The following is a 1,489-nucleotide window of genomic DNA, read 5'->3' on the forward strand; positions in this document are numbered from 1 at the left end:
CCGGCGGCGGTCGAGGCCTTGCGGCAATACTGGATGCCGATCCGCTACGCCCGCGCTCGCTGATCACCGCGGGCGTGGGAGCTCATACCGGTTACCATCGTCGTAACGCCGCATCACACCATCTTCGTGGACAGCTGCATCGGCAATAACAAGCCGCGCGATCTTGCCGGTTGGAGCATGAAGACCGACGACACCTTCATCCGCTGCCTTGTGGCGGCATGCTTTTCTGTGAACGACATCGACTACGTCATGTGCACACATATGCATGTCGACCACGTCCCCGAAGGCGCGCTACGTGTTTGGCCAACAGGAGTACAACTACGGGAATGCGGAGAATACGAAAATGGAAAATCCGATCTATATGGACAGTGTCCTGCCGGTGATCGAGGCGGTCGCGGCGAGATCGTGAAAGACAATCATCAGATCGGCGATCACGCGCGTTTATTGCCGACGCCGGGGCACACGCCTGGCCACCTCGCCTTCTTTGGCAAACGCGGCGACGATGCCGTCATGTCCGGCGATCTGATGCACTCGCCGCTGCAGGAGCGCTATCCGGAGCTCTCGGTCAACTTCGACGTCGACCAGGCGGAGTCGGCTAACACGCGCCGCAGCTTCCTCGAGCGCTACTGCGACACAAAAACAATATGCTGCACAGCGCATTTCGTTCCGCAGTCGGTTGCTCGCATCAAACGATGGGGCGAAGGATTCAAGTGCGAATCGGTGCGAGTCGCTTTTCCACAGGGAGCGAGTGCAAGTCGTGTAGTACGCAGCCCACGTTCAAGGGCGATTAGTGATGCAGGTGAGCTTGGGCATAAACAGTAAGACTTTGATGATCAAGGTGATATTCGTTTAACCGCAGAAATCAGCCGCACTTGCAATTGGGCACTTGGGACGCGGTTCAGCTCGGAGACCTTCTGGTAAGGCGCGGCTGAAATGCATCACCGCATGAAATTCCACATTCCGTACCCCGGGCGCTCAAGCAACCAGGCTTTTTTGCCTGCGCTTTGCAGTTGGGGCGTAAGCTCTCAAGGGTATTTGGTCGGATCGTAACGAGGATGCTCAGCATCAAGAACGCGTCTGACGCGCCTCGATATCTATGGAGACCTGTAAGTCGGCCATTGCAAAGTAAAATAAAATGGCAACAAGAGGAACGCGCTGACTCAAAATGCCGAGGATGGAAGGTTTCAACGATCGCGGCATGACTACCACCCAGCACACCACGGCACAATTTTGCGTCTCTCTCCTGGAGAACTGCGCCCACATTCGTGTCATCCAGGTGCTGCTGGGATGCCGGCCTGCAAAGCACGCCATGCTAAGCCCAGGGCTGCCACCAACACGATCAGCCAGACCTCGCGCCCGCTGTGATCGCCTGCGATTAGCCATGGGTCCACCCGGCTGATCGGGAATCATGGGCCGGCTCTGGAGGCGGCGAACATGTTCCGTCAACGGCGAAGCTTTTCGACAGGCGTATGCCAGTCATCTCGGCCCG

The 1,489-nt window shown here is 57.6% G+C and carries 1 protein-coding gene; it reads left to right on the plus strand.

The window, feature by feature from the left end; translation table 11 throughout:
- Positions 1-96: 96 nt before the first annotated feature.
- Positions 97-822 carry an MBL fold metallo-hydrolase gene (locus GA0061098_RS43415; protein ID WP_283808051.1) on the plus strand — a complete coding sequence of 242 codons (726 nt, stop codon included), beginning with the start codon at positions 97-99 and terminating at the stop codon, positions 820-822.
- Positions 823-1,489: the final 667 nt, after the last annotated feature.

It is taken from the genome of Bradyrhizobium shewense (genome assembly GCF_900094605.1).
Lineage (GTDB): Bacteria > Pseudomonadota > Alphaproteobacteria > Rhizobiales > Xanthobacteraceae > Bradyrhizobium > Bradyrhizobium shewense.